A 22,706-nucleotide genomic window follows, 5' to 3' on the forward strand; every position below is an offset into this window, starting at 1 on the left:
TTCCATATCATCGACCCGCGAAATTTCCGGGTTTTGATGTAGGCCGAGTATAAAACGTGCGGGGCAGGGCGAGGCCCGGCCTAGACATGCTTCAGCCCGCATGTTGCCTGGTCAATTCGATGGTTATGAAGGCGGACAGTCTCGCACGCGCAGGAGTGGCATGGCGCCCGGAGTCTTCATTCACCGACCGGATTCGATCTATAGTGACGACCCGGCCGAGACATACCAGTTCCCGCGTCAGTATCTAAGGGCGGCGCAAGGCAGTGTCGGCGACTGGATCGTTTATCTGGAGCCCCGGCGCGTCAGCAATTCCCGCGGTTATTATGCCATGGCAATGGTCCGCGAGATCATTCCCGATCCAGAGCTATCCGGAATGTATGTGGCCGTCATGGTGCCAGGAACTTATCTGGATTTTCCAAGGCCCGTTCCATTTCGCGGGCCGGATGGCCCGGTAGAGAGAGGCGTGCTGAACGAAGAGGGGGGCATGTCCGGGCGCAAGCAGGCTGCTGTCCGCGCACTTTCTTCAGCCGACTTCGAACGCATTATAGGCCTTGCCTTCGACGACGCTCCTTCCCTGCTTCCCCGCCTTGGAGACGCCCCGCTTCTCGCTGGATTCGAGGAGACGCAGACACCGTTTGTATTCGAGGAGGAGCGCAGCCGTGTCCCCCGTCTCACCTCGCGGGTCGAGCGTGACCGGATATTCCGCCGCATCGTGCTCGAAGCCTATGAGGAGCGTTGCGCCGTCACCGGGCTTCGGCTCATCAACGGCGGTGGCCGGGCCGAGGTCGAGGCCGCTCATATCCGGCCTGTCGAGGCGAACGGCCCGGACGCCGTGACCAACGGTATCGCGCTCTCCGGCACGGTCCACTGGATGTTTGATCGCGGGCTGATCGGATTCGACGACGATATGAAAATCCTGATCTCCCGGCAGGTGAACGATGCCGAGAGTATCCGCTCCATCATCAACCGTAACGGCTATGCCCATCTCCCGAAACGGGCGGCGGCGCGGCCGCATCCTCATTTTCTGGACTGGCATCGGGAGAACCGCTTCAAGCTCTGACCGCCCCTACCGCCCCTCCTTCACGAACGCCGCGATGCGTTCGGCGATCATGATGGTGGGCATGTTGGTGTTGGCGCGGGGGATGGCGGGCATCAGCGAGGCGTCGGCGACGCGCAGGCCCTCCACCCCGATCACCTTGCCGGTCGGCGTGGTGACGGCGGCGGGGTCGCCTTGCCGCCCCATGCGGCAGGTGCCGGAAGGGTGCCAGGTGCCGCCGACATTGCGGCGCACGAAGGCGGTGAGGGCGTCCTCGTCCTCCAGCAGGCCGCGCAGGGTGATGCCCTGTGTCACCACGGCGTGGATGAGCGCGGCGCGCAGCGGGCCGGCGGCGTCGAGCAGCGCGGCGAGCGTGCCGCGCTGCAGCGCGTTCCAGCGGCCGGGCACCGCGATCTTCGCCACGCGCGGCGTATAGCTCGCGGGAAACACCACGTCGCGGGCGCCGTCCATGCGCGGGTCGAGCAGCACCTGCGCCCCCCGGCGCAGCGCGTCCGTCAGCCGGGCGAGGTCGCGCGGGTCGCTCAGCATGCGGAAATCCACCTCGGGCTCGGCCATGGGGTCGGCCGAGGCGAGCCGCAGATGGCCGCGCGAATAGGACTTGTTCACCCAGAAGAACAGGCTGCCGAGCCGGTGCCCCACCGCGTGCCAGCCGGAGCGGGCGAGGATGGCGGCGTGCATGTCGCCGGGCGGGGCGCCCGCGTAGCCGGAGGAATAGCGCCAGATCGCCTGTTCGTGGTGCTCGCCGGGGTTCTTCTCCCGCAGCGCGGGCGGCAGGAAGGTGGCGACCGCGATGGAGGGGTGTTCCATCAGGTTGCGGCCGACGCCGGGCAGCGCCGCCGCCACCGCTATGCCGAGCCCCGCCAGCTCGCCCGCCGGGCCGATGCCGGCGCGCAGCAGCAGGGCGGGGGAGTGGATCGCGCCGGCGGCGAGGATGACCTCGCCGGCCCGCACGGTGCGCGGGGTTCCATCCGGCCCGGCGATCTCGGCGCCGACGGCGCGGCGGCCTTCCAGCAGCAGGCGGCGGGCCTGGTGGCCGGCGAGCACGGTGAGGTTCGGCCGGGCCCGCACCTGCGGGGTGAGATAGGCGAGCGAGGTGGGCTGGCGCTCGCCCTTGTCGTCCACCGCCACCGTGCCGCGAAAGGCGCCGTCCAGCCATTCCCCGTTCTGGTCGGGGCGGGTGGGGTGGCCGCGGGCGGCGAGGGTTTCCATCACCCGGCGCACGAAGGGGGAGATCTGGGCGTCGGTGATGCGCCGGACCTGGATCGGGCCGTCCGTGCCATGCAGCGGGCCGGCGAAATCCCGGTCGGCCTCGATGGCGCGGAACACGGGAAGGCAGGCCTCCCAGCCCCAGCCGGCGGCGCCGAGCGCCTCCCACTCGTCATAATCGCCCGGCGCGCCGCGATTGGCCATCAGCGCGTTGATGGCGGAGCCGCCGCCGAGGATGCGGGCCTGCTCGTAGCGGCGGGTGGGGCGGGGGGCATTGGCGCCGGCCTCGCCCATGCGGGCTTCCAGCTGGCTCCAGATGTTCGACGTGTCGAGATAGGCCCGGCCGGGATAGCGCACCCGCACCTCCGGCGGGATGTCGCCGGCGGCGACGTCGCGGCCGGCTTCCACCAGCACGACGCGGCGGGCGGAGTCTTCCGACAGGCGGGCGGCCAGCACGCAGCCGGCCGAGCCGCCGCCGAGGATCAGCACATCGCAGCCGGAAAGGGCTTCCGGGGCCGGCACGGCGGCCATGACGGGGCGATCAGGCCGCGGCGGGGAGCCGGCCGAGCTCCACGTCCACCGCGTCGGCGAGCTGCTTCAGCGAGGAGAAGTGCAGATCCGGCGTGGTGAGCACCTTGGGTGCCGGGGTGCCGCCGAAGCCCACCTGCCCCATGCGCCGCTGGATCCAGCACACGGTGTAGCCTTCGGCCCGGGCCACGCCGATGTCGTGGTGCTGGCTCTGGGCGACGTGGAGGATCTCGTCCTGCCGATAGCCGAGGGCGGAAAGCCGGCCGCGATTATAGGCGAAGAAGCGGGGGTCCGGCTTGGCGCAGCCGGTCTCGTCGCAGGTCACCCCGTCGTGGAACGGGTTGCCGAGGGTGTGGGCGTAGGCGGTGTAGGCGGTGCGGTCGGCATTGGTCATCGCGACCAGGCGAAAGTTTTTCCTGAGCCGGCGAAGCGCTTCCACGGAGTCGGCAAAGGGCGGCCAGCGCAGGCAGGCGAGCTGGAACGCCTCGGCGGTCGCCTCGTCGTCCTTGAAGCCGCATTCGCGGGCGAGGTGGAGATAGACGTCCTTCATCGCGAAGGAGGAGCGGCCGTAATGGGCGTCGCGGCCGCGCTTGTAGGGCTCGAAGATCTCGTCGTCGCTGGCCGCCGCCGCCTTCGGTCCGCCGAGGCTGCGCACGGCGTTCAGCACGCCGGTCTCGAAGTCGATCAGCGTCCCCACGATGTCGAAGGTCATGACCTTGAAGTCGGTAATTTTCATCGTGGGTTCCTGCTTGGGAAAGGACATGCGTGCAAAGGCCATGCGTCGCCGCAGGGCCCGCGGCGGCGGCCGGAGGAGAGCGAAGGACGCCGCCGGCGCCGGCCGGGCTGGGCCCGGCGCCAACGGCATTCGTGGGTCGGCGCTGCCGTCGGCACCCCCGATCCACCCCGCGAGCAAACCAGCGGCGGGGGGCGGGTTCAATTGAAAAAAGATCGCGTCGACGTTACACCATGTAAATGCGCACGCTCCGCCTCGCCCTGCCTTCGATGAACGGCTTCTTCACCTTCGAGGCCGCCGCCCGCTGCGGCACCTTCGCCCGCGCCGCCGCGGAGCTGAACGTCACCCCGGCGGCGGTGAGCCGCATGATCGGCCGGCTGGAGGAGCATCTCGGCGTCGCGCTGTTCGAGCGGCTGCCCGGCGGGGTGACGCCGACCGCGGATGGACGGCTGCTTTACGAGGCGATTTCGCGCGGTTTCGCCGGCATCGAGGCGGCGCTGCGGGAAATCGAGGACCGCCGGGCCGGGGTCGAGACGGTGACGCTCTCGGTGTCGACCGGCTTCACCACCCACTGGATCATGCCGCACATGGCGGAGATCAAGCGGGTCTTCCCCGCGCTGGAGCTGCGCTTCCAGCTCATCATGACCGCGCTGGCGGGGCCGGTCGGCGATGTCGACCTCGGCATGCGCTTCGTGGAAGGTTCCGACGCCCGCCATGAGGCGAGCTACATCATGCCCGAGGTGCTGGTGCCGATCTGCAGCCCGGGTTACCGCGCCGGGGGGCAGGAGGCGCTCTCGCGGGACGCGGCGCTGGCGCAGGCCGGGCCGCCGGCGACGCTGATCAACCTCAGCGAGGCGCAGCCGGACTGGTCGCACCTCTTCTTCCCCGGCGAGGCCCGGCCGGTGGCGGCCTCGATGAATTTTTCCGACTACGCCATCGTGGTGCAGGCGGCGATGCTGGGGCAGGGCGTCGCGCTCGGCTGGCTCAACGTCGCCTGCCACTGGCTGCGCACGGGGGCGCTGGTGCCGGCCAGCGAGCGGGTGATGACCACCGGCCGGCACTGCCAGTTCGTCCGCGCCCGCGACAAGCCGCTGCGCCCCATCGTGGCGCAGGTGCGGGACTGGATGATCGCCCGGCTGGCGGAGGATGTCGCCGCCGTGGCGGCGCTGCACCCCGGGCTCGGGCTCGACGCCATCGTCCAGCAACGGCGCTGATGCAGCGCCCGCCACGATCGGCAGCGCCGATCCAGCGCGGGGAAACGCCGTCAAAAGCGTCATTTCGGCTGCGTGAATCGCCACTGTGTTGGGCGACGGTTCACCGCCGCGGCTTCCGCCGCGCGCCCGGCGCGGTGATGTAAAGCCGGCAAACCGACCCTCTTCCCTCGCGCGCCTCCGCCCGCACGCCGCCGGCCCATGCCGGGGCGGGCCTATTGTCCTGAACAGCGGCCATGGCCGGGCAAACCATGAGGTTTACCCACGGCTTTGCCCTGACGCCGCCTGCGTTGCCGCGCGGTCGCGCCCGGCGGCACGGGCGGACGCTTCCGCCCGCCGCGCCGGGCCACCGGCGCCGCGCACCCGCCGGTTGCCAAAGCGTCGGCATGCGCGCCGCCCGAGCCGGCGCGCCGCCGGATTTCGGGCCGCAACGCCGGGGCGGTATTTTTCGGAAAATGTGCTTGGATTTTGTGCAATGGCAATGCGACACTTTCCTGACAGGCGCCATGAGCGCGCGCTGCGGTGCCGGAGCCGCCGGCGCGGCCGGCCCGGGCCGCCTCGCGCCGGCGCTTTCGAGAGTCGGCAAACAACGTATTGGCAGGAAAGATTTTTTCCATGGCCTGCTGCCGCCCGTCTCCGTCTTTGGTCGAACCCGCGCCAGTTGGCACGTCCCTTGCGGTTGACTGGCCCATTCCTGTCCCACCCGGAACGGAGCCCCCGAACGCTATGATCCGACCGAAACCCACCGCCCGCGGCGTGATCCGCCCCGGCACCGCGCCCGAGGCGGCCCGATGAAGCTGCCCGTGAGCGCCTCCGAGAGTTTCGTCGAATTCGCCGGCATCCAGAAGACGTATGACGGCGAGGTTCTGGTCGTGAAGGACCTCAACCTGCGCATCCGCCGCGGTGAATTCCTCACCCTGCTCGGGCCTTCCGGCTCGGGTAAGACCACCACGCTGATGATGCTGGCGGGCTTCGAAACCCCCACCGTCGGCAACATCATGCTCGATGGCGAGCGCATCGACGCGGTGCCGCCGGAAAAGCGCGACATCGGCATGGTGTTCCAGAACTACGCCCTGTTCCCGCATATGAGCGTGGCGCAGAATGTCGGCTTCCCGCTGAAGGTGCGCGGCGTCTCCAAGGCCGAGACCGCCCAGCGCGTCGCCCGCGCGCTCGACATGGTCGAGCTCGGCAAGTTCGCCACCCGCATGCCCGGCCAGCTCTCCGGCGGCCAGCAGCAGCGCGTGGCGCTCGCCCGCGCCCTGGTGTTCGAGCCGAAGCTGGTGCTGATGGACGAGCCGCTCGGCGCGCTCGACAAGCAGCTGCGCGAGCACATGCAGATCGAGATCCGCCACCTGCACGAGCGGCTCGGCATCACCGTGGTCTATGTCACGCACGACCAGAGCGAGGCGCTGACCATGTCGGACCGCGTCGCGGTGTTCAATGCCGGCATCATCCAGCAGATCGCGCCGCCCGCCGAGCTCTATGAGAGCCCGGAGAACTCCTTCGTCGCCCAGTTCATCGGCGAGAACAACCGCCTGCCCGGCCGCATCGAATCCGCCAGCGGCACGCTGTGCACGGTGAAGCTGGCCAATGGCTCGACGGTGGCGGCCACCCTCACCCGCGCCGCCGGCGTCGGCGATGCCTGCCTGCTCTCGGTGCGCCCGGAGCGGGTGAAGATCGCCCCGGCCGCCGGCGCGGTGGACAACCTGTTCGAGGCGAACGTCGCCGAACTCATCTATCTCGGCGACCATCTGCGCGTGCGCTGCGTGCTCGACAGCGGCGCCGAGGTGGTCGTGAAGGTCGGCAATGCCGAGGACCGCCCGGTCCTCGACGTCGGCACCCGTATTCCGCTCGGCTGGCGCGCGCAGGACTGCCGCGCCCTCGACGCGGCATGAGCCTACCCGCAATCCCTTTGGCCACGAGAGAATGACGATGCAGATGAAGACCCTGAAACTGACCCTGTCTGCGCTCGCGATTGCGGCGGCGTGCAGCTCCGTCGCCAAGGCGGACGGGCTGACCATCACCTCCTGGGGCGGCGCCTACCAGAAGAGCCAGGACGAAGCCTACTTCAAGCCCTACGCCGCCAAGGCCGGCGTGAAGATCACCCAGGAAGAGTACAACGGCGAGGCCGCGCGCATCCGCGCCATGGTCGAGTCCGGCAACACCACCTGGGACGCGGTCGACGTCGATTCCGCGACGGTGCAGCAGGGCTGCGACGAGGGCTTTCTCACCCCGATCGACTTCTCCAAGTTCGGCGGCAAGGAAGCCTTCGTGAAGGGCTCCACCAATGACTGCGGCGTGCCCACCATCATCTACTCCACGATCTATGCCTACGACGCCGACAAGATCAAGGACGGCCCCAAGACCATCGCCGACCTGTTCGACACCAAGAAGTGGCCGGGCAAGCGCGCCCTGCAGAAGTCGCCCTTCGGCAACCTCGAATTCGCGCTGATGGCCGACGGCGTGCCGCTCGACCAGGTCTACGCCACGCTGAAGACCAAGGAGGGCGTCGACCGCGCCTTCAAGAAGCTCGACACCATCAAGAAGGACATCGTGTGGTGGGAGGCCGGCGCCCAGCCGCCGCAGCTGCTCGCTTCCGGCGAAGTGGTGATGGCGACCGCCTGGAACGGCCGCATCTACAACGCCAACAAGGTCGACAAGAAGAACTTCAAGATCGTGTGGGACGGCCAGCTCCTCGACTGGGACCTGTGGGCGATCCCGAAGGGCGTGAAGGACATCGACGCGGTCTACAAGTTCATCCAGTTCGCCTCGCAGCCCGGCCCGCAGGCCGAGCAGACCAAGTACATCTCCTACGGCCCGGCCCTGCTCGCGGCGGCGCCCAGCGTCGATCCGGCGATCCTGAAGGACCTGCCGACCGCCCCGGAGAACGTGAAGCTCGGCCTCGCCAACGACGTCATCTTCTGGGGTGACAACAAGGAAGAGCTGCTGAAGCGCTTCAACACCTGGATCGCCCAGTGACCTGACCCGATCCGACGGCCGGGCCGGGGGCGTTCCCCGGCCCGGTTCCGCCCGCGCCCGCCGCCCCCGCGGCCCCGGCCGGGCCCTACGATCCGGGAACCAAGGGAGAACCGACATGGCGGTTACCACGGCCGACGGGGTGGCGGGCATCCAGCCCGAGGACAAGACCTCGCTCAAGACCAAGCTCAAGCGGGCCGAGCGCATCAACCGCGTGCGCTCCCTCTCCCTCGTGGCGCCGCTGCTGATCTTCATCCTTGCCGTCTTCGTGCTGCCGATCGCGCTGATGCTGATACGCTCGGTGCAGAACACCGAGGTGCGCAGCGCCATGCCCGCCACGCTGGCGGCGCTCGACGGCTGGGATGGCGTCGCGACGCCGGGCGAGCCGGTCTTCGCCGCGCTGGCGCAGGACCTGGTCCAGACCCAGAAGGACCGCACCACCGGCCTCGTCGGCAAGCGCATCAATTACGAGGTGCCCGGGGCGCGCTCCCGCTTCCTCAAGGCCGGCCGCATGATCGACGCCGGCGGCACCGGGCCGTGGAAGGAGAAGTTCCTGGCCAACGATCCCGAATGGGGGTCGGTCCCGTTCTGGGCCATCATGAAGCGCGCGGGCCAGACCTACACGCCCTATTACCTCCTCACCTCGCTCGACCTGAGGCAAGACGCCTCCGGCGCGGTGATGAAGAATTTCGACGACCAGTCGATCTTCCTCGACATCTTCACCCGCACCATCTGGATCAGCCTGCTCGTCACCCTGGCGACGCTGGTGCTGGGCTATCCCGTCGCCCACCTGCTGGCGATCCTGCCGCCCAAGCACGCCAATGTGCTGATGATCCTGGTGCTGCTGCCCTTCACCACCTCCATCCTGGTGCGCACCACCTCCTGGATCGTGCTGCTGCAGAGCAACGGCGTGCTGAACGACATCCTGCTCGCCCTGCACATCACCAGCGAGCGGGTGCAGCTCATCTTCAACCGCTTCGGCACCGTGCTGGCGATGACGCATATCCAGCTACCCTTCACCATCCTGCCGATCTACTCGGTGATGAAGTCGATCCCCGCCACCCATGTGCGGGCCGCCCGCTCGCTCGGGGCCGGCCCGCTCACCGCCTTCGTCTCGGTCTACATGCCGCAGACCCTGCCCGGCGTCGGCGCCGGCTGCCTGCTCACCTTCATCCTGTCGCTCGGCTACTACATCACCCCGGCGCTGGTGGGCGGTCCGCAGGACCAGATGGTCAGCTATTTCGTCGCGCTCTACACCAACCGCGAGATGAACTGGGGCCAGGCCTCGGCGCTCGGCGCCATCCTGCTGCTGATCACGCTGGCTCTCTACGCCGTGTTCAACCGCTTCGTCGGCATCGACAAGGTCAAGCTGGGGTAATGGCGATGCTCGCACCTTCCTACGCCACGCCGGGCGAGAAGCTGGCCTATGGCGTCTTCGCGCTCTACTGCACCCTGGTGTTCATCTTCCTGGTGTGCCCGATCCTGGTGATCATGCCGCTGTCCTTCTCCAGCGAGCCCTGGTTCACCTACCCGCTGCCGGGGCTGAGCCTGCGCTGGTACGAGGACTTCTTCTTCGACGACCGCTGGCGCATCGCGCTGCAGAACAGCGCCTTCGTGGCGGTGTTCTCCACTCTGCTGGCCACCACGCTCGGCACCCTCGCCGCGCTCGGCCTGTCGCGCGGCAACGTGCCCTTCGCCGGGCTGATCATGTCGATCCTGATCTCGCCGATGATCGTGCCGGTGGTCATCGTCGCGGTGGCGATGTTCTTCGGCTTCGCCGCGGTGGGGCTGAACAACAGCTATTTCGGCCTGATCCTCGCCCATTCCATCCTCGCCACGCCCTTCGTCGTCATCACCGTGACGGCGACGCTGACCGGCTTCGACCGCTCGCTGACCCGGGCCGCCGCCTCGCTCGGCGCCTCGCCCTGGACCACCTTCCGCATGGTGACGCTGCCGCTGATCGCGCCCGGCGTCACCTCCGGCGCGCTGTTCGCCTTCGTCACCTCGTGGGACGAGGTGGTGGTGGCGCTGTTCCTCTCCAGCCCCGAGCAGCGCACCCTGCCGCGGCAGATGTTCTCCGGCATCCGCGAGCAGATCTCGCCGACCATCACCGCCGCGGCGACCATGCTGGTGGTGTTCGCCGCGCTGCTGATGATGACGCTGGAGCTGCTGCGCCGCCGCTCCGAGAGGCTGCGCGGCACCATGGCGTGAGCCCCCCGCCGGCACGCGCGGCGCGCCGGCTTTCCGCTCCACCCCATGCCCTGAACGAGAAAAGGCCCGGCGCGCGCCGGGCCTTTTCCGTATGTCGGCGGGCGGCGCGCCGCTCAGGCGGCGAAGGTCTCGCGCCAGCGGTCGAGCATCAGCCGGCCCTTCACCGCCAGCGGCCAGGCGATGTGGCCGGTGATCGGCGAGATCTTCGTCACGGGAAGGTCCAGCACCTCCGGCCCGCCGCCGGCGGCGCGGCGCGCCAGCATGCGGCCGGTGGCGGTGGCCATGGCGACGCCGCGCCCGTTATAGCCGAGGCCGATATGGATGCCGGGCGCCGGCTCGTGGAGGTGGGGCAGGTGGTCCCACGTCACCGCGACCTGGCCGTTCCAGCGGTGGGTCCAGTCCACCGCCTTCAGCACCGGGAAGAGCTGCGTGGCATAGGCGATGAGGCTGCGGTAGTCGGTGGGATCGGAGGACTGCCGCAGCACGCTGCGCCCGCCCATCACGAAGCGGCCGGCGTCGTCGAGCCGGTAATACACATAGGACGCCGACATCTCGTAGAGCACCACGCCGTTCGGCATCACCGTCGCGGCGAGTTCCGGCGGCAGCGGCTCGGTGGCGGTGATCGAGGAGAACACCGGCACGATGCTGCGGCGCAGCCCCGGCCAGAGGTCGTCGCTGTAGCCATTGGTGGCGAGGATGACGCGCTGCGCCGTCACCCGGCCCGAGGGGGTGGAGAGATTCCAGCCGCCGGTGCCGCGCACCAGCCGGGTGGCCGGGGTGTCGGTGAAGATGCGGGCGCCCGCCTTCAGCGCCGCGGCGGCGAGGCCCCGGCAATAGGCGAGCGGGTTGACCTGCCCGCCACGGCGGTCATGGGCGCCGGCCCGGTAGGCGCCGGTGCCGGTGAGCTTCGCCATGCCCTTGGCGTCGGCCATCACCACGTCGGCGCCGCGCGCCGCCCACTGGCGCTGGAAATCGCGTATGCCCTTCTCCGCCGTCGCCGAGAGGGCGGCGCGCAGCGTGCCGCCGCGGCGGGGGGCGCAGTCGATGCCGTGGCGCGCGACGAGATCGAAGACGAGGCCGGGCGCCTCGTCGCCGAGCCGCACCATGCGCCCGCCGAGATCGGCGCCGAAGGCCTGCTCCAGCGTTTCCGGCTCCCATTTCAGCCCGGGATTGACCTGCCCGCCATTGCGCCCGGAGGCGCCCCAGCCGATCTGGCTGGCTTCCAGCACGATCGTGTCCACCCCGGCTTCGGCGAGATGCAGCGCCGCCGACAGGCCGGTGAAGCCGGCGCCGACGATCGCGACCTGTACGTTGAGGTCGCCGTCGAGCGGGCCGGTTTCCGGGGCGCGGGGCGCCGTCGCCGCGTAAAGCGAGCGGGGCATGGGGCGGCGGGCGATGGTCTCAACCACGTTGGAACTCCAGGCGGATGCGGAGAGGATGTCAGAGTCCGGCCATCGGCCGCGGCCGGCTGCCGTCGAAGAAGCGGGAGAGGCGGAAGTCTTTGGGGTCGGCGATCGGCCGGGCCCCGGTGACGAGATCGGCGACGAGGTGGCCCGCCCCCGGGCCGATGCCGAAGCCATGGCCGGAGAAGCCGGTGGCGACCACGAGGCCGGAGACGCTGTCCACCGGCGAGATCACCGGCACCGCGTCCGGCGTCGCGTCGATGAAGCCGGCCCAGCTCTGCACGATGCGCGCCCCGGCGAAAACCGGGAAGCGCCGCTGCAGCGCGGCAAAGGCGGAGCGGAGATAGGAGGTGTCGGGCGTGGGATCGAGCACCCGCACCGCCTCATAGACCGAGGGCTCGTCCAGCGCGCGACGGCCGGCCTCCTGCCACTCGGTAAAGAAGCGCGGGCCGAAGCGCAGCCGCAGCGAGGCGAATTCCATCCGCAGCGCGGGCAGGAAGTCGAGGCAGAAGCGGAAGCTGTCCGGCACGATCGGCACCACGTTCACATGCCCGTTGGCGATGGTATAGCCGCCATCCTCGCGGCGCCGGAAGGCGAAATCGTGGTCCCACAGCGCGGGAATCGGGCCGTTTTCCACCGGCGAGGTGCGCAGCACGTTGGCCCGCACCTTGAGCTGCGGCAGGTCGATGCCGAGGTCCTTCAGGATGCGGCGGGTCCAGGCGCCGCCGGCGACGACGACGGTGGAGGTGGCGATGCGGCCGCGCTCGGTCACCGCCGCGACGACCTTGCCGCCGCCGGTCTCGACTCCGCGCACGGCGCAGTCGGTGAGGATGACGGCGCCGGCGCGGCGGGCGGCCTCGGCGATGGCGGGGGCGGCCTTTTGCGGCTCGGCCCGCCCATCGGAGGCGCACCACAGTGCCGCCTTGCTGGGCGCCGTATCGCCGGGAAGCTGTTTTGCCGCCTCCGCCTTGCTCAACATCTGGGCATGGATGCCGGCGCCGGCCGCTTCCTTCACCCAGTCGGCGAAGCTGGCCTCCCGCTCGGGGGTGTTGGCCGCGAACAGGATGCCGGTGGTGGTGAAGCCGGTGGCGGCGCCGATGCGCGCGTCCATGCCGCGCCACAGCCCCAGCGCCTCGCGGATGAGGTCGAACTCCCTTGGGTCGCGCTTGGCCTGGCGGCACCAGCCCCAGTTTCGGCTGGATTGCTCGCCGGCGATGTGGCCCTTCTCGCAGAGCACCACCTTGAGCCCGCGCTCGGCGAGATAGAGCGCGCTGGTGGTGCCGATGATGCCGCCGCCCACGACGACGACATCGGCGGCGGCGGGGCAGGCGAGGTCGGAGGCGACGGGTACGACGTGCGGTCCCATGAGGTCCTGCTGGTGCGGTTCGGTTCTGGCTATCCGCCGGAGGCGGCGGAAATCCGACGTCGGCCCGGCAGGACAGCCGGCAGCGTACCGCAAAACCGGTGCCACCCGCTGCCCCACGCTGCGCGGCAGCCCCGCGCCGGGCGCAAGGCAGGCCGGCGCCGGGCGGCCCTCGGGGCGGCTGCGGCTCAGGACACCATGAAGTGCAGGCGCGAGCGGTCGGTGCGGTAGAACGCGGTATAGTATTCCATCGGCAGCCCGCCGGTCATGAAGCTGACCGATTCGATCGCGATCAGCGGCGCGCCCTTCGGCACCCTTAGAAGCTGGGCCTGTTCGGGGGTCGCCACCACCGCCTCCAGCCAGCGCTCGGCCCGCCGCATGGTGATGCCGTATTGCCGCGACAGCGTGTCGTAGAGCGAGCGGTTGTGCATCGGCACCTGCTCCATGCCGGGCACGTGGCGGGCGACCAGCGAGGTGTAGACCAGGATGCGCGGCACCTCGTCGACGCTGAGGACGCGGTCGAGGTCGAGCACCACCTCCTCGTCGGGCCGGAGCTGGAGCATGCGGCGGGCGCGGTCCGAGGGCGGCCGCAGCTCCTGGCGCAGGATGTGGCGGGTCACGGCGCGGTTCTTGTCGTGCAGTTCGCCGGAAAAGCCGATGTTGGAGCCGAGGAAGTCCTGCTCGTCGCGGCGGGCGGAGACGAAGGCGCCCTTGCCCTGCAGCTTGTAGATGACCCGCTCGAAGACGAGCTGGTTCAGCGCCTCCCGCACCACGGTGCGCGACACCCCGAAATGTTCGCACAGCTCCGCTTCCGAGGGCAGCCGGGCGTGTTCCGGCAGCTTCTCGGTGGTGATGAGGGTGAGAAGGGCGGATTTCACCTGCGACCAGAGCGGGATTCCCGTGCCGGCCTGCGGGCCGGGCAGGCCCCTGCCCAGCCGGGGGAGGATGTCGGCGGCATCCGCCGTCTTCAGTCGAGCCTTCGGCATCACGCGCGTTCCGGAACTCCGTGTCGTGTGGCGAGCAGCGCCGCGGTGCGCGCGGTTTCTTCCCCGATGCGGGAGGCCGGCCAGCCCAGCGCCGCGCCCACCACGGCGCCGAGCTCGACGAGGACCGCGGGCGTCGCGAGGCCGAGCAGGCCGATCTGGGTGCGCCGAAGGACGACATCCGCGAGGGTCGCGATGCGCTCGTTTTCCGCTATAGACGCTAATTCGGCGGTCGAATAGTCGGGCAGGGCGGCCAGCATGGTCTCCGGCCCCGCCGGGCCCCGCGCCAGCATGTCGAGCGCCCGCATGCCGTAGCGGTCGAGCAGGGTCTCTATCCGCGCCGGCGTCCGCCCGTGGCGGCCGGCGAGCTCGGCCACCAGCCGGCGGCGGGCGGTCTCGTCTGTCGGGAATCCCTTGCCGCCGCCCATGCCCACGGCCTCGGTCGGCACGGCGCGGCTGCGGCCGAGCCGCGCCAGCACGAGATCGACGATCTCGCCGGCGCAGGGCCGGAAGGTGGTCCATTTGCCCCCCACCAGCGCGAGCACGGGGAAGGGCCGTCCGCCCGCCGGCTCGAACACCCGCACCGAATGGTCGCGGCTGATGGCGCCGGCCACCTCGTCGCTGTAGGGCAGCGGCCGCACCCCGGCATAGGTGAACACGATCTGCGCCCGGTCGAGCACCAGCCCCGGCATCACCGCGCGCATGACGTCGAACAGGTAGTCGATCTCGGCCGCGCTGCAGACGGTGTCTTCCGGGTCGTCGGTGCGGATGTCGGTGGTGCCGAGCAGCACGCGGCGCGCGTCCAGCGGGTAGGCGAGGCACACGCGGTGGTCGGCGGTCTCGAAATAGAGCATCCGCCCGCCCAGCCGGGCGGCGAAATCCGGGTGGTCCAGCACGAGATGGGAGCCCTTGGTGCCGCCGATCAGCCGGTCGTCGATGCCGAGCGGGGCGTCGGTCCGATCGACCCAGGCGCCGGCGCAGTTCACCACCAGCTCGGGCCGCACGGTGAAGCGCTCGCCCGAGAGCGTGTCCTCCAGCGTCACCGCGCCGCCCTCGCGGCCGGCGAGCCGGACATAGGTGGCGGCGAGCGCGGCGGGGCAGGCGGCCTCGGCGTCGCCGACCAGCTCCAGCCCGAGCCGCTCGGGGGCGGTGAGGCGGGCGTCGTAATATTCCGCCATGTAGCGCGCCGAGGGCGCGAGATCGGGCATGGCGCGGCGGAATTCCGCCGCCGGCACCATGCGGTGGTCGGGCATGGTGCGGTTGGTCCGGCCGAACAGGTCATAGGCCATGAGGCCGAGCTTGACGACGAAGGCGCCCTTCGGCCCCGGCCGCCGCACCAGCCCGAGGAAGCGGCCGACCGAGGCCGCCGCGCCGCCGAGCCGGCTGTCGATCGGCACCCAGACCGGGATCGGGCGGACATAGTGGGGGGCGTCCAGCAGCAGCCGGTTGCGCTCCTCCACCGATTCCCGCACCAGCCCGAACTCGCCGATCTCGAGATAGCGCAGGCCGCCATGGATGAGCCGCGAGGGCGCCGAGCTGGTGCCGGAGCAGATGTCGCCGCGGTCGATCAGCAGCGCCGGCACGCCCTGCAGGGCGAGGTCCCAATACACCCCGACCCCGTTTATGCCGGCGCCGACGATCAGCACGGGCGGGGCCTCGCCTCGGCGCAGGCGGTCGAGAATGGTGTCGCGGGTGCGCATGAGGGGCTCCGGCATCGGGGGCTCCGGTCGAGGCTGCAAGGCGCGGGCGAGGTCGCCGCGGTGTCAACTTGTTATTATAGGATGGAGAGTCGCCGATCAATCCGGCGGTGCCGGAAGGCGCTGCAATTATTGAATACTGCATCGCAATATTGAATTTGTGCTGTGAAATATCTTTCCCGATTGACGGCGGGCGGGTTCGGCCTAAGCTAACATGTAATTACGTGTTGAGCCCCGAAAACGGGGCCGCTGCGGCGCCAACCGCACCAGGGGAGGAAACATGCGCGAATGCCTGATCGGCATCGACGCCGGCGGAACCATGACCAAGGCCGCGCTCTTCGACATGGAGGGGCGTGAGCTGGCCTGCGAGCGCCGTCCCAACCAGATGCTGTTCCCCGCGCCGGGCCACACCGAGCGCGACCCGGAACGCATGTGGCGGGCGACCTGCGAATCCGTGCAGGCCCTGATCGAGACGACGGGGATCGACCCCGGCGACATCCAGGCGGTGTCCGCCTCCGGCTATGGCAGCGGCATCTACCTCGTCGACGCCGAGAGCAACCCGGTGCGCCCGGGCGTCGTTTCCACCGACAGCCGGGCGGCCGCGATCGTGGCGGAGTGGGAGGCGTCGGGGCTCGCGGCCTCGGTGGCCGCGCGCACCCAGCAGCGCCTCTGGCCGGGGCAGTCGACCCTGCTGATGGCGTGGTTCTCCCGCCACGAGCCGGAGGTGCTGGGCCGCACCGCCCGCGTGCTCTACTGCAAGGACTTCCTGCGGGCGAAGCTGACCGGCGAACATTCCACCGACGCCACCGATGGCGGGATCGGCGGGGCGATCGACGTCGAAAGCGCGGCCTATGTGCCGAGCGTGTTCCAGGACATGGGCATCGGCGACTGGCTCGACCGCATGCCCCCGATCGGCCCCTCGGCGGCGGTCGCGGCCGGGGTGAGCGCGGCGGCGGCGCGGCTCACCGGCCTCAGGGCCGGCACGCCGGTGGTGCGCGGGCTGGTGGACGTCACCGCCGCCGCGGTCGCCTCCGGCGTCACCGGGCCCCATCAGCTCAGCATGATCGCCGGCACCTTCAGCATCAACTCGACCCTGCACGCCACCCCGCGCACCAGTGTGATGCCGTTCCTGCAGATGCCCTATCCCATCGGCGGGCAGGTGCTGGCGACCGAGGGGGCGGCGACCTCGGCGAGCAATTTCGAGTGGTTCTGCCGCGAGATCCTCGACGGCGAGGCGGCCCGGGCGGTGGCCCGCGGCCAGTCGGTCTACGACGTGTGCAGCGACATGATCGCCGCCGCGCTGGAGCGGGACAACAACATCCTGTTCTTCCCCTTCCTGTTCGGCGGCCCCGGCGGGGCGCCGGCCGGCCTGCTCGGCGTGCGCCGCTCCGACGTGCTGGGCGACGTGCTGCGGGCGATCTTCGAGGGCGTCGCCTTCGCCCACCGCATGGACATCGACACGCTGCTCACCGGCCCCGATGCCGCCCGCCCGCAGGTCATCCGGCTGGCCGGCGGCGCCTCGCGCAGCGCGATCTGGGGCCAGATCTTCGCCGATGTGCTCGGCCTGCCGGTCGAGGTGACGGACGGCACCGAGCTCGGCGCCCAGGGCGTCGCCATCGCCTCGGCGGTCGCGATCGGCGCCTATCCCGATTTCGAGAGCGCGGTGGCCGCCATGGTGCGGGTCCGCCGGCGCTACGAGCCCTCGGCGGAACGGCACGCCTTCTACGAGGCCAAATATGCCCGCTTCCGCGCGATCACCCGCACCCTTGCCGCCCACTGGCCCGGCGCCTGACCGCGCCGCGTGCCCGCCAACTGACCCGGCGCGTGACCGCGCCTCTTGCCGCATTCGGACCGACGGAGTTTTTCGACATGGCGCATATCGGCGATTTCCTGGCGGAAATGCTGCTGCATTATCAGGTGGATACGGTTTTCGGCATGCCGGGCGGCCAGACCACGGCGCTGCATGACGGCATCGCCCGGCGCTCGCCCGCCATCCGCCATGTGCTGATCCGCGACGAGCGCAGCGCGGCCTATGCCGCCGACGCCTATGCCCGGCTCACCGGCAAGGTGGGGGTGTGCGATGTGACGGTCGGCCCCGGCACCACCAAGCTGCCGGACGGGCTGGTGGAGGCGCTCAACGCCTCGATCCCGATGGTGGCGCTGGTGGGTGAGCTGCCGCTCGACTGGCTGTCGCTGCGGGCCAAGGGCGTCGCCTCGCAGGGCATGGACCAGGTCGCCTTCCTGCAGCCGATCACCAAGGCGACCTATCTGGTGCCGAGCCTCACCGCCCTGCCGGACCTCATCCGCAGCGCGTTCCGGGTCGCGACCGCCCCCCGCCCCGGCCCGGTGGCGCTCATCATTCCCCATGACATCATGGATGCGGAGTGGGACGAGGAGAAGCTGCGCGTCGTCGTCGACGACCGCAACATCCGCGCGCCCTCGCTGCGCTACGGCCCGCCGGCCGCCGACATCGCCGCGGCGGCGGAGCTGATCAACCGCGCCCGCCGCCCGGCCATCATCGCCGGCGGCGGTGTCCACGGCGCCTCGGCGGCCGATCTGCTCACCCGGATCGCCGACCGGGTGAAGCCGCTGGTGGTCACCAGCCTGTCGGGCAAGGGCGCGGTGCCGGAGACGCGGGACTATGCCGCCGGCATCCTCAACCCGCTCGGCTCGGGCGCGGCGATCGACCTCATCCGCCATGCCGACCTGCTGGTGTGGTGCGGCTCCAAGGCGAGCCAGAACACCGCGATGAACTGGACCCTGCCCACCGCCGGACAGGCCACCATCACCATCGACGCCGACCCGCTGGAACATGGCCGCACCTTCCGTCCCACCGTCGCGCTGTGCGGCGACGTCGCCGAGACGCTGGCGGCGCTTGACCCGCTGCTGGCGGCGGCGCCGCGGCCGGACTGGGCGGGCAAGATCGCCGAGGTGAAGGCCGCCCATGCCGGGCGGATCGCCACCGAGGTGGCGAGCGCCAGCGTGCCGATCCAGCCGCCGCGCGTCATGCACGCGCTGGCGCAGCGGCTGACGCCGGAGGATGTGGTGATTTCCGACGCGAGCTGGTCCGCCGGTTGGATCGGCGCCTATATCCCGGCCACCGAGCCGGGCCGGCGCTTCCTCTATGCCCGCGGCCAGGGCGGCCTCGGCTACGCCATTCCCGCCGCGGTCGGCGCCGGCGCGGTGCAGCAGACCCGTGGGCGTGGCGGCCGGGTCATCACCGTCTCCGGCGATGGCGGGCATTCCTACGCCATCGGCGAGATCGCGACGCTGGCGCAGAACGGCATGCGGGTGGTCAACATCGTGCTCAACAACGGCACGCTCGGCTGGCTGCAGATGTGGCAGGAGTTCTTCTTCTCCAACCTGCGGCAGTCGGTCGATCTCGGCTTCGGCGGCAAGCCGGACTATGCCGCGGCGGCCGAGGCGATGGGGCTGAAGGGCATTCAGGTGCGCTCGCCCGACCAGATCGAGGCCGCGCTGGACGAGGCGCTGGCCTTTGACGGCGCCTCGGTGGTCGAGGTGCTGATCGACCCGCGGGCGACCCCGATCCACAGCTTCCGCCGCCGCCTCGCCGAGCCGGGCAAGGTCTCCGCCCGCCCCGGCACGGTCTACGAGCTGCGCGCCTGGACCGTCTCGCCCGCCCTGGCCGACGAGCCGGCCGGGTAGCCCGGCCGCCGCCGCGCGTCCCACCCGGGCGCGCGGCCCGCGCCGGCCCGCCCACGGCAGTTCCGCAACAGATGAGACGGCCCGATGTCCCTGCACCTTGACCGGATATCGCTGACGGTCGGCGGCGTGCCCCACCTCGACAGCATCAGCCTCACCCTCGAGCGCGGCACCATCAACGTGCTGCTCGGCCCGACGCTGGCGGGCAAGACCTCGCTGATGCGGGTGATGGCCGGGCTCGACCGCCCCACCTCCGGCCGTCTCCTCGCCGACGGGGCGGACATCACCGGCCGCAAGGTCGAGGCCCGCAATGTCGCGATGGTCTACCAGCAGTTCATCAACTACCCCGCCCTGACGGTCTACGAGAACATCGCCTCACCGCTGCGGGTGCAGCGCCGGCCGGCGGCGGAGATCGACCGCAAGGTGCGCGCCGCCGCCGAGCTGCTGCGGCTGGAGAACCACCTCGGGCGCACCCCGCTCCAGCTTTCCGGCGGCCAGCAGCAGCGCTGCGCCATCGCCCGCGCGGTGGTGAAGGGCTCGGACCTCGTGCTGCTCGACGAGCCGCTGGCCAATCTCGACTACAAGCTTCGGGAAGAGCTGCGCGAGGAACTGCCGCGCATCTTCGCCGCCAGCGGCGCGATCTTCGTCTACGCCACCACCGAGCCCACCGAGGCGCTGCTGCTCGGCGGCAACACCGCGACCCTGAGCGAGGGGCGCCTCGTCCAGTTCGGCCCGACCGCGGCGCTCTACCACCGCCCGGCCAGCCTGCGCGCCGCCGAGACCTTCTCCGACCCGCCGCTCAACGTGATGGCGGTGGAGAAGCGGGGCGAGGCCATCCTGCTGCCGGGTGGCGCCACGGCGCGGGCGGCGGGGCTGCTGGCCGGCCTTGCCGATGGCGGCTACCGCGTCGGGGTGCGGGCGCATGAGCTGCTGCTGGCGCGGCCGTCCCGCGCGGGGGCGATCGCGATCCGCGGCACGGTCGACGTCACCGAGATGACGGGCTCGGAGAGTTTCGTCCATGTCCATGCCGGCCCGCTGCGCTGGGTGGCGCTGACGCCCGGCATGCACGAGGTGGCGCCGGGCGCGCCGATCGACGTCTTCGTCGACCCCGACCGCATCTTCGTGTTCGCGCCGGATGGCGGGCTGGCCGCCGGCCCCGCCGATTCCGGCGCCTGAGGGAGGCCGCCATGGCCCGCATCGATCTCGTCGACCTCGCCCATTCCTACCTCTCGCAGCCGCCGGACGCGACGCATTACGCGCTCAAGCCGATGACGATGCACTGGCGGCAGGGCGGCGCCTATGCGCTGCTCGGGCCTTCCGGCTGCGGCAAGACCACCCTGCTCAACATCATCTCCGGCCTCGTCGTGCCGTCGCAGGGGCAGGTGCTGTTCGACGGCCGGGATGTCACCCGGCTGCCGACCGAGGCGCGCAACATCGCCCAGGTGTTCCAGTTCCCGGTGATCTACGACACCATGTCGGTGCGGCAGAACCTCGCCTTCCCGCTGCAGAATCGCGGCGTGCCGGCCGCCGAGATCGAGGCGCGGGTCAAGGAGATCGCCGAGCTGCTCGACCTCGGCAACGCCCTCGACCGCCGCGCCCGGGGACTCACCGCGGATGCCAAGCAGAAGATCTCGCTGGGCCGCGGGCTGGTGCGCGCCGATGTCGCCGCCATCCTGTTCGACGAGCCGCTCACCGTCATCGACCCCGCGCTGAAATGGGAGCTGCGCTCCAAGCTGAAGGCGCTGCACCGGCGGCTCGACCTCACCATGATCTATGTGACCCACGACCAGACCGAGGCGCTGACCTTCGCCGACACGGTGGTGGTGATGCACGATGGCGCCATCGTGCAGACCGGCCGGCCCAACGAGCTGTTCGACCGGCCGGAGCACACCTTCGTCGGCCATTTCATCGGCTCGCCGGGCATGAACGTGCTGCCGGCGCGGGTCGAGGGCCGTACCGCGGAGGTCGGCGGGGTGGCGGTAGAACTCGCCCGCGCCTACCCCGCCCAGCCCGCCGGACGGCGGATCGAGATCGGCATCCGCCCGGAATATGCCCGCCTCACCGCGTCCGGCGGCCTGCCGGTGCGGGTGGAGCGCATCGACGATGTCGGGCGCATCCGCTTCGCCCGGGTGCGGCTCGGCGCGGCGAGCCTCTCCGTCGTCGCCCCCCGCGGCGTGCCGGTGGAGGGCGACCGCGCCCTGCTCGCGCTCGATGCCCACCAGATCCACGTCTATGCCGACAGCCGGCGGCTGGAAGGAGCGGCCTGAGATGGACAAGCCCATCAACAACGCGGCGTGGTTCCTGATCCTGCCGGCCTTCCTGATCGTGCTGTTCAATGCCGTCATCCCGCTGATGACGGTGGTGAACTATTCGGTGCAGGACACCTTCGGCAACAACCAGTTCTTCTGGAACGGGCTCGGCTGGTATCAGGAACTGCTGGACCCCTCGAGCGAACTGGGCGGGCGCTTCTTCGCCAGCCTCGGCCGCAGCGCCATGTTCTCCGCCATCATCCTCGCCATCGAGGTGCCGCTCGGCATCATGGTGGCGATGTGCATGCCGCGCCGGGGCATCGCGCTGGCGCTCAGCCTCGTCTTCATCGCCATGCCGCTGCTCATCCCGTGGAACGTGGTCGGCACGATGTGGCAGCTCTATGCCCGCAGCGACATCGGGCTGTTCGGCTGGACGCTGAACGCGATCGGCATCCCGTTCAACTACACCAACGACACGCTGGCGGCGTGGACCGTGCTGGTGGTGATGGACATGTGGCACTGGACCGGGCTGATCGCGCTGCTGTGCTTCGCCGGCCTCAAGTCGATCCCGGACGCCTATTACCAGGCCGCGCGGATCGACGGCGCCTCGCGCTGGGCGGTGTTCGCCCGGATCGAGCTGCCCAAGCTCAGCCATGTCCTGCTGATCGGCGTGCTGCTGCGCTTCATGGACAGCTTCATGATCTACACCGAGCCCTTCGTGGTCACCGGCGGCGGCCCGGGCAACGCCACCACCTTTCTCTCGATCGACCTCGTCAAGATCGCGCTCGGCCAGTTCGACCTCGGCAAGGCGGGGGCGATGTCGATTGTCTACACGCTGATCGTGCTGGCGGTCTGCTGGGTGTTCTACACCGTCATGGTCACCGGCCAGAACAAGGGAGGCCGCGGATGATCACCCGGCGCGTCGTGCTCGGCTTCTATTTCGCGCAACTCATCCTGCCGATCTACTGGCTGATAAACCTCAGCCTCAAGACCAACACCGAGATCGTCGGCTCGATGCATCTGTGGCCGCGGGAGATAACGTTCCAGAACTACCACACCATCCTGACCCAGCCGCAGTGGTACAACGGCTATCTCTATTCCATCGGCTATGTCGTGCTGAACACGGTGATCTCGCTCGCCATCGCGCTGCCGGCGGCCTACGCCTTCTCGCGCTACCGCTTTCTCGGCGACAAGCACCTGTTCTTCTGGCTGCTGTCGAACCGGATGGCGCCGCCGGCGGTGTTCGCGCTGCCCTTCTTCAATCTCTATTCCGCCATCGGCCTGTTCGACAGCATCTGGGCGGTCGCTCTCGCGCACTGCCTGTTCAACGTGCCGCTGGCGATCTGGATTCTCGAAGGCTTCATGTCGGGCGTGCCGCGGGAGATCGACGAGACCGCGCGGCTGGACGGCTATTCGCTGCCGCGCT

The 22,706-nt window shown here is 70.2% G+C and carries 18 protein-coding genes; 12 read left to right on the top strand and 6 right to left on the bottom strand.

Annotated features, from left to right (window positions below; all coding sequences use genetic code 11):
- Positions 1-160 precede the first annotated feature (160 nt).
- On the top strand, positions 161-1,060 hold the full coding sequence (locus KHC27_RS06585; RefSeq protein WP_213336567.1) for an HNH endonuclease: 900 nt from the start codon (positions 161-163) through the stop codon (positions 1,058-1,060).
- A gap of 6 nt (positions 1,061-1,066) precedes the next feature.
- Here KHC27_RS06585 and KHC27_RS06590 read toward each other — a convergent pair whose 3' ends face one another.
- Positions 1,067-2,794, bottom strand: coding sequence for a GMC family oxidoreductase (locus tag KHC27_RS06590; protein WP_213336570.1), 1,728 nt, complete (start codon positions 2,792-2,794; stop codon positions 1,067-1,069).
- Positions 2,795-2,804: 10 nt separating this feature from the next.
- The gene (locus tag KHC27_RS06595; protein WP_213336573.1) at positions 2,805-3,527 is read right to left on the bottom strand and encodes an HAD-IA family hydrolase; all 723 of its coding nucleotides are present in this window, start codon (positions 3,525-3,527) and stop codon (positions 2,805-2,807) included.
- A 236-nt stretch (positions 3,528-3,763) separates the two neighbouring features.
- Here KHC27_RS06595 and KHC27_RS06600 point away from each other — a divergent pair, with 236 nt between their 5' ends.
- The 5 genes from KHC27_RS06600 (at position 3,764) to KHC27_RS06620 (ending at position 9,922) form a co-directional block, all read left to right on the top strand.
- Positions 3,764-4,738: a LysR family transcriptional regulator gene (locus tag KHC27_RS06600; protein ID WP_213336576.1), complete on the top strand. Its 975-nt coding sequence runs from the start codon at positions 3,764-3,766 to the stop codon at positions 4,736-4,738.
- Positions 4,739-5,526: 788 nt separating this feature from the next.
- Positions 5,527-6,630 (top strand): ABC transporter ATP-binding protein, encoded by a 1,104-nt coding sequence (locus KHC27_RS06605; protein ID WP_213336580.1) that lies wholly within the window; start codon positions 5,527-5,529, stop codon positions 6,628-6,630.
- Between the two features lie 37 nt (positions 6,631-6,667).
- The gene (locus KHC27_RS06610) at positions 6,668-7,714 is read left to right on the top strand and encodes an ABC transporter substrate-binding protein (RefSeq protein WP_213336583.1); all 1,047 of its coding nucleotides are present in this window, start codon (positions 6,668-6,670) and stop codon (positions 7,712-7,714) included.
- Positions 7,715-7,829: 115 nt separating this feature from the next.
- Positions 7,830-9,089, top strand: coding sequence for an ABC transporter permease (locus tag KHC27_RS06615; RefSeq protein ID WP_213336585.1), 1,260 nt, complete (start codon positions 7,830-7,832; stop codon positions 9,087-9,089).
- Positions 9,090-9,094: 5 nt separating this feature from the next.
- Positions 9,095-9,922, top strand: coding sequence for an ABC transporter permease (locus KHC27_RS06620; RefSeq protein ID WP_213336588.1), 828 nt, complete (start codon positions 9,095-9,097; stop codon positions 9,920-9,922).
- Positions 9,923-10,035: 113 nt separating this feature from the next.
- Here KHC27_RS06620 and KHC27_RS06625 read toward each other — a convergent pair whose 3' ends face one another.
- From KHC27_RS06625 to KHC27_RS06640, 4 genes are all read right to left on the bottom strand, one after another.
- Positions 10,036-11,331: an NAD(P)/FAD-dependent oxidoreductase gene (locus KHC27_RS06625; RefSeq protein ID WP_213336591.1), complete on the bottom strand. Its 1,296-nt coding sequence runs from the start codon at positions 11,329-11,331 to the stop codon at positions 10,036-10,038.
- A gap of 31 nt (positions 11,332-11,362) precedes the next feature.
- Complete coding sequence (locus KHC27_RS06630) at positions 11,363-12,691, bottom strand: NAD(P)/FAD-dependent oxidoreductase (protein ID WP_213336594.1); 1,329 nt, start codon at positions 12,689-12,691, stop codon at positions 11,363-11,365.
- Between the two features lie 185 nt (positions 12,692-12,876).
- Entirely contained in the window at positions 12,877-13,674 is a 798-nt protein-coding gene (locus KHC27_RS06635; RefSeq protein WP_213336597.1) for a GntR family transcriptional regulator, read from the bottom strand.
- Positions 13,674-15,386, bottom strand: coding sequence for a glycerol-3-phosphate dehydrogenase/oxidase (locus KHC27_RS06640; protein WP_246519707.1), 1,713 nt, complete (start codon positions 15,384-15,386; stop codon positions 13,674-13,676). Before KHC27_RS06640 ends, KHC27_RS06635 begins: the two co-directional genes overlap by 1 nt.
- Positions 15,387-15,648: 262 nt before the next feature.
- Here KHC27_RS06640 and KHC27_RS06645 point away from each other — a divergent pair, with 262 nt between their 5' ends.
- The 6 genes from KHC27_RS06645 to KHC27_RS06670 all read left to right on the top strand — a co-directional run.
- Positions 15,649-17,160: an FGGY-family carbohydrate kinase gene (locus KHC27_RS06645; protein WP_213336600.1), complete on the top strand. Its 1,512-nt coding sequence runs from the start codon at positions 15,649-15,651 to the stop codon at positions 17,158-17,160.
- Positions 17,161-17,237: 77 nt separating this feature from the next.
- On the top strand, positions 17,238-19,034 hold the full coding sequence (locus tag KHC27_RS06650) for a thiamine pyrophosphate-binding protein (RefSeq protein ID WP_213336603.1): 1,797 nt from the start codon (positions 17,238-17,240) through the stop codon (positions 19,032-19,034).
- A gap of 84 nt (positions 19,035-19,118) precedes the next feature.
- Positions 19,119-20,207, top strand: a complete 1,089-nt coding sequence (locus KHC27_RS06655) for an ABC transporter ATP-binding protein (RefSeq protein WP_213336606.1) — start codon at positions 19,119-19,121, stop codon at positions 20,205-20,207.
- Positions 20,208-20,218: 11 nt separating this feature from the next.
- On the top strand, positions 20,219-21,298 hold the full coding sequence (locus tag KHC27_RS06660) for an ABC transporter ATP-binding protein (RefSeq protein WP_213336609.1): 1,080 nt from the start codon (positions 20,219-20,221) through the stop codon (positions 21,296-21,298).
- A 1-nt stretch (position 21,299) separates the two neighbouring features.
- Positions 21,300-22,190 (top strand): carbohydrate ABC transporter permease, encoded by an 891-nt coding sequence (locus KHC27_RS06665; protein ID WP_213336612.1) that lies wholly within the window; start codon positions 21,300-21,302, stop codon positions 22,188-22,190.
- Positions 22,187-22,706 (top strand): carbohydrate ABC transporter permease (locus KHC27_RS06670; protein ID WP_213336615.1); only part of this gene is annotated, 520 nt, incomplete at its 3' end. The genes KHC27_RS06665 and KHC27_RS06670, both read left to right, overlap by 4 nt.

It is taken from the genome of Ancylobacter lacus (assembly GCF_018390635.1).
In the GTDB taxonomy this organism is placed as follows: Bacteria; Pseudomonadota; Alphaproteobacteria; order Rhizobiales; family Xanthobacteraceae; genus Ancylobacter; species Ancylobacter lacus.

What these genes read in the sequence shown, in the direction of transcription:
- KHC27_RS06630 (WP_213336594.1), bottom strand. Translation starts at nt 12,691, where the DNA reads ATGGGACCGCACGTCGTACCCGTCGCCTCCGACCTCGCCTGCCCCGCC.
- KHC27_RS06645 (WP_213336600.1), top strand. Translation starts at nt 15,649, where the DNA reads ATGCGCGAATGCCTGATCGGCATCGACGCCGGCGGAACCATGACCAAG.
- KHC27_RS06650 (WP_213336603.1), top strand. Translation starts at nt 17,238, where the DNA reads ATGGCGCATATCGGCGATTTCCTGGCGGAAATGCTGCTGCATTATCAG.
- KHC27_RS06665 (WP_213336612.1), top strand. Translation starts at nt 21,300, where the DNA reads ATGGACAAGCCCATCAACAACGCGGCGTGGTTCCTGATCCTGCCGGCC.
- KHC27_RS06605 (WP_213336580.1), top strand. Translation starts at nt 5,527, where the DNA reads ATGAAGCTGCCCGTGAGCGCCTCCGAGAGTTTCGTCGAATTCGCCGGC.
- KHC27_RS06590 (WP_213336570.1), bottom strand. Translation starts at nt 2,794, where the DNA reads ATGGCCGCCGTGCCGGCCCCGGAAGCCCTTTCCGGCTGCGATGTGCTG.
- KHC27_RS06635 (WP_213336597.1), bottom strand. Translation starts at nt 13,674, where the DNA reads ATGCCGAAGGCTCGACTGAAGACGGCGGATGCCGCCGACATCCTCCCC.
- KHC27_RS06640 (WP_246519707.1), bottom strand. Translation starts at nt 15,386, where the DNA reads ATGCCGGAGCCCCTCATGCGCACCCGCGACACCATTCTCGACCGCCTG.
- KHC27_RS06600 (WP_213336576.1), top strand. Translation starts at nt 3,764, where the DNA reads ATGCGCACGCTCCGCCTCGCCCTGCCTTCGATGAACGGCTTCTTCACC.
- KHC27_RS06615 (WP_213336585.1), top strand. Translation starts at nt 7,830, where the DNA reads ATGGCGGTTACCACGGCCGACGGGGTGGCGGGCATCCAGCCCGAGGAC.
- KHC27_RS06585 (WP_213336567.1), top strand. Translation starts at nt 161, where the DNA reads ATGGCGCCCGGAGTCTTCATTCACCGACCGGATTCGATCTATAGTGAC.
- KHC27_RS06655 (WP_213336606.1), top strand. Translation starts at nt 19,119, where the DNA reads ATGTCCCTGCACCTTGACCGGATATCGCTGACGGTCGGCGGCGTGCCC.
- KHC27_RS06595 (WP_213336573.1), bottom strand. Translation starts at nt 3,527, where the DNA reads ATGAAAATTACCGACTTCAAGGTCATGACCTTCGACATCGTGGGGACG.
- KHC27_RS06620 (WP_213336588.1), top strand. Translation starts at nt 9,095, where the DNA reads ATGCTCGCACCTTCCTACGCCACGCCGGGCGAGAAGCTGGCCTATGGC.
- KHC27_RS06610 (WP_213336583.1), top strand. Translation starts at nt 6,668, where the DNA reads ATGCAGATGAAGACCCTGAAACTGACCCTGTCTGCGCTCGCGATTGCG.
- KHC27_RS06660 (WP_213336609.1), top strand. Translation starts at nt 20,219, where the DNA reads ATGGCCCGCATCGATCTCGTCGACCTCGCCCATTCCTACCTCTCGCAG.